General features: G+C 38.7%; 6 protein-coding genes and 1 tRNA gene. 1 reads left to right on the top strand and 6 read right to left on the bottom strand.

The window, feature by feature from the left end:
* Nucleotides 1-136: 136 nt before the first annotated feature.
* The 4 genes from ACFO3G_RS04075 to ACFO3G_RS04060 all read right to left on the bottom strand — a co-directional run bounded on the left by ACFO3G_RS04075 (nt 137) and on the right by ACFO3G_RS04060 (nt 3,833).
* Nucleotides 137-280, bottom strand: coding sequence for a hypothetical protein (locus tag ACFO3G_RS04075; protein WP_380078231.1), 144 nt, complete (start codon nt 278-280; stop codon nt 137-139).
* 44 nt (nt 281-324) lie between these two features.
* Nucleotides 325-819 carry an outer membrane beta-barrel protein gene (locus ACFO3G_RS04070; protein WP_380078233.1) on the bottom strand — a complete coding sequence of 165 codons (495 nt, stop codon included), beginning with the start codon at nt 817-819 and terminating at the stop codon, nt 325-327.
* 247 nt (nt 820-1,066) lie between these two features.
* Entirely contained in the window at nt 1,067-2,413 is a 1,347-nt protein-coding gene (locus ACFO3G_RS04065) for a GDSL-type esterase/lipase family protein (protein ID WP_380078229.1), read from the bottom strand.
* Nucleotides 2,400-3,833, bottom strand: a complete 1,434-nt coding sequence (locus ACFO3G_RS04060; protein WP_380078227.1) for an SGNH/GDSL hydrolase family protein — start codon at nt 3,831-3,833, stop codon at nt 2,400-2,402. Before ACFO3G_RS04060 ends, ACFO3G_RS04065 begins: the two co-directional genes overlap by 14 nt.
* Before the next feature lie 274 nt (nt 3,834-4,107).
* Here ACFO3G_RS04060 and ACFO3G_RS04055 point away from each other — a divergent pair, with 274 nt between their 5' ends.
* Nucleotides 4,108-4,752 (top strand): hypothetical protein, encoded by a 645-nt coding sequence (locus ACFO3G_RS04055; RefSeq protein WP_380078225.1) that lies wholly within the window; start codon nt 4,108-4,110, stop codon nt 4,750-4,752.
* A gap of 143 nt (nt 4,753-4,895) precedes the next feature.
* Here ACFO3G_RS04055 and ACFO3G_RS04050 read toward each other — a convergent pair.
* Nucleotides 4,896-4,970, bottom strand: a tRNA-Pro gene (locus tag ACFO3G_RS04050).
* Between the two features lie 58 nt (nt 4,971-5,028).
* Nucleotides 5,029-5,259: a ComF family protein gene (locus tag ACFO3G_RS04045; RefSeq protein ID WP_380078223.1), complete on the bottom strand. Its 231-nt coding sequence runs from the start codon at nt 5,257-5,259 to the stop codon at nt 5,029-5,031.
* Between the last annotated feature and the right edge of the window lie 128 nt (nt 5,260-5,387).

Here is a 5,387-nt window from a genome sequence, read left to right as displayed (position 1 = left end):
GCCAGACAATTCGAAATAATTTCTTTAATTTGTACTCGTGTGAGATCCATACTGTTTTACTGTTTTATTTTATTTTTTCAAAGATAATAGTCTTGGGTCTTACACACTTTTTTGGGACAGTATCAATCCGATCCGATTACATAGCACTATTATTCTTCTTGATGTTTTGCACAAGAACATCTACCGAGAGATGAGAAGAGACTTCCACACATCCATTTTCCTCATACGAAGTCTGACGCAATCCAAAATTGTAATGCAGTTCATAATGTCGAGTTGTCATTAGACATCAGATCCACATTACATGTTTTATTCAATATATAAATCTTATTCGCCTAAACGATTGTAAAGAACATTCGAAGCCGGGAAAACGTTTTTCTTTATGCTTCCTCCGAAATTATAGGTTACAGAGAGTTTTAGAGTCCGATACACATAATCTGTTTGATGCAAAGAATAACCTTGTGGCGTCATTTGAGTATAGCCAACATCGTTGTGCAATAAATTCTGAACTTGAACACTCAGATTTAATTTACCTTTAAGGGCAACATATTTAATCCCGGCATGTAAATAAAAACGAGGAGTTGTTGTATGTAGAGCATATGACTCTTTGCTTTGGTATTGCGTACTAATCTCTGCGCTCCATGTTCTTTGTTTATTTAAATAGGTTGTCCCTACTCCATAAACCAAGAAACTACGTCCTCTATTATCCATCGGCTTGTCATAAGCATCTGAATACCCATGCATATGATATCCGTAAGCCCCCAAAGTCATATTTAACCAATTGGTTGGCATCCATCTATAATTGGATGATATGGAGATAATTTCATTTCTTCCCGTGAGATGTATATTATATCAACTCTTTTATGAGGATAGTTGCCAGAATGATCATAAACAAAGAGCTGAGCAAAAATATAAAGGGTACATACTTATGAACATGGCGGAGGCCGAATACATAAAAGAAACGAAAAGTATCAGATCTTATTTTTATAATGTACACCTACGGTAATAACGCAAAAAGAGGTTGCAAATCATCATCGCAACCTCTTTTTCCACTCAATTATTATTCGATCTACATCTTATCAGAAGTATTCTTAGAGACAGTAATCCTATTTGCTTGAAGATTGGCATTAGGATCGGTAAAGTCTTTGTAGGCTCTGGCCACAGGCTTTTCCAACTCGCCCAATATCAAATTTCCCTGTTTCTTATATCCCTCCACACTAAAATGGATCTTATCTCTTGCATACAGACCGTCACTAAGCCACTCGGATCCACCCTCTTCTCCCCCCATCAAATCAAACAAATTGACACAAACCAAATTGTGCTCCTTACAATATTGAGCAATAACATCCGCTGCATCGACGACATTGCTATTGACAGACGAAGATCTTTTGTACACAGGAACACGACGAGTCCGACGACGACCACTCTTGGTCTTTCTTCCTCTTACCTTCCTTGTTCCTACCCTTACACTTTTTGATTTAAAGTATGGAGGAGGTGTTGTAAATATTATTTGAGCATCGGGCATCTCATGTTTGATCATCTTATAAAAGGTATCAATTGTATTGTAATAGCTATCACGATTGATCGCACGACCACTCGATTCGTTCGAACCAAGCGAAACGATAACCATTTGAGGGTGAAGCATTGCCATAGAATGAACAAATTGCTCATTTAGATATTGACTCATAAATGCACCATTGAGACCAATCTCATGATACATGATACCTTTTTTTCGATGTGTATTCTCCAACACAAATCCACCAAAGCCCACTGCTGAAGATGGAGCAACTGCTGAATCCGGAGCAAATGTAACCGAAGTTCTAAGGTTGTCAAACCTCACAGTATCTGCTACTATAACATCATCTGACAGAGAAGGTTTCAAGACATAATCATTTTTGGAAAGACCTTGAGGGATCAAATGGGGTGCTGCACCGGTACGATAAACCAAGACTTGATCAAACGATTCGTTTCCTTTGGCCGTAATACTCATTGTATAGTTCTTCATTCGAGGCTTTACAATGATGCCACCGGGACCGACAATCTCTGTAGACTCCTTTTTGGTTAGCATATAGCTTGTCCAATTACGTGGATTGCTAACCTGCAAATTATAGTCACAAGGCTGGTTACTTCCATACACACGATATGGGCTGACCCACCCTCGCCCCAAAGATCCATATTGGCTCTGGAGCTTTTGTCTGATCAATCCTGAGAGATGTCCGGCTTGAATATGGCTATCTCCCAAGTGTAAGATAACGAAGCCTTCTCCTTTTGGCTCCATTATAGGATTGGATGTTTTAGTAGATAAATTTGTTTGAATGGTCTTTTTTGAAGACTCAGCAGATAGTTTAGAAAAACAGGATACTCCAATAATCACAACTAAAGTACCCACAACAATCGTTTTCTTAAATCGCATCATAATATGCTTTTTCGAAATTAAACGCTTTCATAAATGCATTGGCAACAATCCTTCCTCCCGGAAAACCCACATGAGTATAATCCTTGGCGGCTTTGCCCTGCATTACTAATCGCGCCATACTTCCACTTCCCCCCATGGCGAGGAAGGTATTCCAAAAGACAAGCCCATTATCTCTGGCTATACGCTGCTGAGCTGAGATAAAGTTATAGATTGTCTTCATAGTTTCAAATCCTTCAGCGGTCTTGACACCACGGTCAGAGACACCCATAATCAGTATATCGGCTGAAGGGAAACAGGCCTTGACATGAGCTATTACCTTTGACATTTGCTTGACGTAGGAGCTATAGTCCGACTGCTTGGCATTAGCTACATTCAATCCATATTGTAGAATGACCAAATCATATGGCCGCAAAGTATTCAATCGCTTAGAATAGTCCAAATCGAGTTTAGACAAGATAAGTCCACTGTTACCTCTTAATGAAAAGTTATCAACCGTAACACCATGCTGTTGTTCAAGACTCATACCAAGAAGAGAGACTCCTTCCGGCTGGTAGATAGTAAGCTTGGCTGATTTACATTTCGATCCATTCCACTTATAATCGTTGACCGAAGAAGATACAGGCAGTTCTATCTCTTCTGAAGCCCCATTGATTGACAATTTGGCCGGAACATTTTTGTCTGCTGTATAATAAATAGATACAAGTGATGCTGTATTGATCTTTGAAGAGTCGCCCGGTAACAGATAGCGAACAGTGGCATTATGTTCTTTGGGAGTAAAATAATATCCCGAAGCTGTATAACGCCCTCTTTGATGAAGCATGTTATGAGTATTCCATCCGGAGAAGGTATGCTTAACCGTACGTCTGAAACCGGCCACTTCACTTGTGATAGGGACCCATCCTACACCACCACCTCCATAGATAGACTGCAATGATTTGCGAAGGTCACATGTAAATATATCTCCTTCGATAAAAGAATCACCTAAGACCGCAATCCTAACAGGTCGATTGAGACTTTTTGATCGTTTAAGAGCACCAAAGAAACGCCCCAACCCTCTATGGGAAGAGCTAAAATCTTCAAAAGGCTGAGTAGAACTATCTGTACGAGTCTCCTTCACTTTATTATAAATAGAATCTCTCTTAGCGACCTCAACCTCCTCTTGAAGAACACTATCGGTAGGAGAAAGTTGCTTTATCTTTTTGGCACGCTGAGCAATAAAATTATCAGCAGCATTCCCCATCGAATCCAAATCTATCGACACAGTATCCCCTATCCGAAGATCAGACAACATATCAACTTTCTTGATTTCAAAGGTATCTATCTTCTCCGGCAAAAAATAAAGCCCAACCGTACCGGCAAAAACCAGTAACAGCAACAGCCAGAATCTAAGCATATAGTCTTTTCTACCTTTTCTACGCATAGGGTTACAATTTAATGAATTACCACTATTGGAAATTCAAACCGCAAAGATAAACGATTTGCATGAAGTGGCAAATCACTTTACATACAATTGACTAATAATAAATAACTTACACTATTATTACCACACAATGTTTTTATATTATTTCACATAAAAAGTAGATTACAAGCAGAATAAACTATATTTGTACATTAATTATTGAATAATAAATATTAAAAGAGAACTACTGCTTAAGATATTAAAAGCAAACCAACATTTAACATACATTAATATTATGAAGAAAATTAGTCTAATTAGTACATCATTGCTGTTATTCTTTTTGTGTAGTAGCACCCTTTTTGGTCAACAACAGACAAAGGAAAACCCGAGTTTCATATTTCAAATGGGCGGAGGGTTAAGTCGAACATTTACTTCAAATGCGGCTCTTCTTCCGGGCTTTGAAACAAAAAACTACTCTAATGCTGATTTTGCTTTCTACTACCGAGCGGCAGAATCCAATTTACTGAATGGGATCAAATTCTCGATGTCAGAACTTAGCTCAGTGGTAGACCCGCTAACCAATGCATACGGACAAGCTAAAATGATGAATATATCATATGCCTCCGGATATGTAGCGACATTCTTCAAATCCAGACTTCTTCGGTTGGAGGCTCAAGGAAATGTTGAAATTGGATATTGCTATTTTCATCGTTCCGCCAAGGGCTTGGGCAAAAACCCTTATGCAGGACATTCTACACTGCATGGTATGAATATAACAATAGGTATCGATACCAATGCATGGTTTGGAGATTTAATGATGGGTATTGGCTTACAGCTTGGAAGCAATACATTCTTCAGCAGGCTAAATCCCGGCCAGCCGGATAAGGGAACAAGTATTGCGACTTTTGTACCAAACATTAAATTCGGTGTAAGATTTTAAGGATCGAAAAGTCTATAATTCAGAAGACCTTCGGATGGTGCTGATAAAAACAGCTCTCCAAAGGTCTTCTTTTTATCTCTATCTATATAGGTTGAAACAAAAAAGTCTGCCAACCAATAGCAGTTGACAGACTACACAAAGTGTCGGGATGACTGGATTCGAACCAGCGACCACTCGCCCCCCAGACGAGTACTCTAACCGGACTGAGCTACATCCCGCTCTCAATAACGAGTGCAAAGATAGTGAATAAAGTGATATCTGCAAGTAAAAAAGAAATTATTTTGCCACAGCAGCAGTAAAGGCTTTTATATGATTGGCACCCGCTCTCGATATAACTGAGGCAACTTCAGCCAAAGTGGCACCCGAAGTAAGCACATCGTCAACTATCAAAACACTCTTATTACGAAGAAGTTGAGGCCTTTTGCAATAAAACTTATTCTTTACAGCCTTTTGCCTACTTACCTTATCTCTTTTAGTTTGCGAATAAAACTCTATTTTTCTTGCCAATATGATACTGTCCCAAAAAAGTGTGTAAGACCCAAGACTATTATCTTTGAAAAAATAAAATAAAACAGTAAAACAGTATGGATCTCACACGAGTACAAATTAAAGAAATTATTTCGAATTGTCTGGCA

This window comes from Falsiporphyromonas endometrii (assembly GCF_042654485.1).
In the GTDB taxonomy this organism is placed as follows: Bacteria; Bacteroidota; Bacteroidia; order Bacteroidales; family Porphyromonadaceae; genus Porphyromonas; species Porphyromonas endometrii.
Note: the sequence above shows the minus strand (reverse complement) of the source record. Positions and strands in the feature narration are given on the sequence as shown.

Bases quoted from the DNA above. Each gene is read 5' to 3' on its own strand.
- ACFO3G_RS04075 (WP_380078231.1), bottom strand. From the start codon at position 280: ATGACAACTCGACATTATGAACTGCATTACAATTTTGGATTGCGTCAG.
- ACFO3G_RS04065 (WP_380078229.1), bottom strand. From the start codon at position 2,413: ATGATGCGATTTAAGAAAACGATTGTTGTGGGTACTTTAGTTGTGATT.
- ACFO3G_RS04060 (WP_380078227.1), bottom strand. From the start codon at position 3,833: ATGCGTAGAAAAGGTAGAAAAGACTATATGCTTAGATTCTGGCTGTTG.
- ACFO3G_RS04055 (WP_380078225.1), top strand. From the start codon at position 4,108: ATGAAGAAAATTAGTCTAATTAGTACATCATTGCTGTTATTCTTTTTG.